The organism is Variovorax sp. P4_D9, assembly GCF_056401695.1.
This window is the reverse complement of sequence record NZ_JBFUIU010001292.1, coordinates 1-1,782: the sequence shown is the minus strand read 5'-3', so window position 1 is coordinate 1,782 and position 1,782 is coordinate 1. Positions and strand designations below refer to the sequence as shown.

General features: G+C 57.3%; 1 protein-coding gene. It reads left to right on the top strand.

Going from position 1 to position 1,782, the window contains the following annotated elements; all coding sequences use genetic code 11:
* Nucleotides 1-329: 329 nt before the first annotated feature.
* Entirely contained in the window at nucleotides 330-791 is a 462-nt protein-coding gene (locus AC1DY5_RS54095; RefSeq protein ID WP_478122433.1) for a hypothetical protein, read from the top strand.
* The last annotated feature ends 991 nt before the right edge of the window (nucleotides 792-1,782 follow it).

Here is a 1,782-nt window from a genome sequence, read left to right as displayed (position 1 = left end):
CATTCGCCCAGCCCGCACCCGTTTGCGCGTCGCCTCGTCCATCTTCTTGCCCATGCAACTCACCTCCAATCAATCCGCTGATTGGATAACACTCGAGGGCATTATTGGTTGTCATGAGTTTAGTAACTCTCAATAGTTGCGGGAAGTCTCGTCACCGCTTCATTCTCGAGGGCCAGTGCTTGTGAACGAATGTGCCTGACCCGTTGCTTTAATCAGCGGCGGACCTATCGGGCTTCACGTTCGATATCCCCACACAAGCACAAACATTCCTCGGCCACTAAGATTCGGGGTGAGCCTGTTGCGCACGCCGCCTAGAACGAAATTCCCCGATGTCTGAGTTTGATTTTCCCGCACAGGCGGCTGCGGTTCGCGGCGCGCTTGCTGCCCATGGCGTTCGCCATGCTTTAGCGATGCTCAATGACAGGACTCAGTACCGATACACGGCCATATACAAACTGAGCGGCGATTCATTGAAGGCGGAGCACGTTTTCGACCGTGCCTCTGAATACCGCACTTGGTTGAAAGCAGTTCCCTTGCAGAAGAGCTTCTGCCAGCACGCGATCGAGCAGGGCGAGTTTGCGACCGGTCACGTCTCCAAGGATAGGTCCCTGGTCAGCTATCGCCCCTTTGTTGGCTTGGTTGAGTCGTACTACGGGCGGCTACTGACACGTGATTCCGGGGTACCCTATGGCACGTTCATCCATTTCGATCTGGAGCCACGCGTCATTGATGCGGAGGAGGTCGCCTTTCTCCAGCAAGTGACTCCGATGTTTCTTGACTACCTGGACTGACTTGCGCCCCCAGAACTGGCGAGCCTAGCTTCGGCCTGCACCTCGACCAGTGCCCCGCCCAATGCCTTGCAGACGAAAGGCTTCTGCGACCACGACCATCGAGAGATATCCATTTGAGATGCCATCGTTCACTGCTCGCCGAAGCGGACAGGTTCATCCCCTTTCTAACGCAACACCGCTTGCAAGTTTGAAGGGACGACGAAGGTCGAGAGCAGCCTGCTTTGCAGAATGTGGCGCGCATTTGACACGAGCATCTTTGCCTACCAAGTTCTTGCAACTACTCACCGGTTCTAAGGCGTCTCCTAACCAGCACCGTAGCAGCAGTCTCGGTGTACCTATCGCCGCGGGTGACGATGCGTCTACTCACGCTCAAGGAATCAAGGAAATATTCCTCCGCCGTTGTTTTTTTGATGCCACAACTTTCAGGGCATCCATGAACTGAAGGCTTCGATGTCTCTCGTTTGGCACGCGTTCAATGGATTGATGACATAGAGTTCGATGGTTCACTTTTGAGATGGAGGGAGAAGTAGACGTGCCAATGACACTCCTCGCGCAGCTCTGCGCTGCTGAGGTACCAATCAAAGTTTGCGACCAGGACGAGATCGAGAAGCTGGCGGTGCTCAGGTCTGCGGCCTTGGTAGAAGCTGATATCCCGCCGGTGCTTGTGGAAAATGGATGCTGCCGGTACCTGGGACCTGCAATCTTGCGGAAGGTGACCAATGAAGGTCGCGCTGCAGCCAGGACGCACGATCGAAGGGCGTCCGCGGACTGATATGGCGTCTTTCACTCGCGCAGGCATTGGCAATCGAGGGATCGACGAGCGGCGCCCGCATGAACGGCGGCACCGCTGGCGCCAAGCTCATCGCGCAGCGGCACCTCGACCGCTGTGCTCCGCACGCCGCACAGGGTCAACGCGGGCTGCATTGGGGGCGCCACGCTCACGACGCGCCTCCACCGGCGTGGAGCGCCAGGATGTCGGCGATGGCGCAAC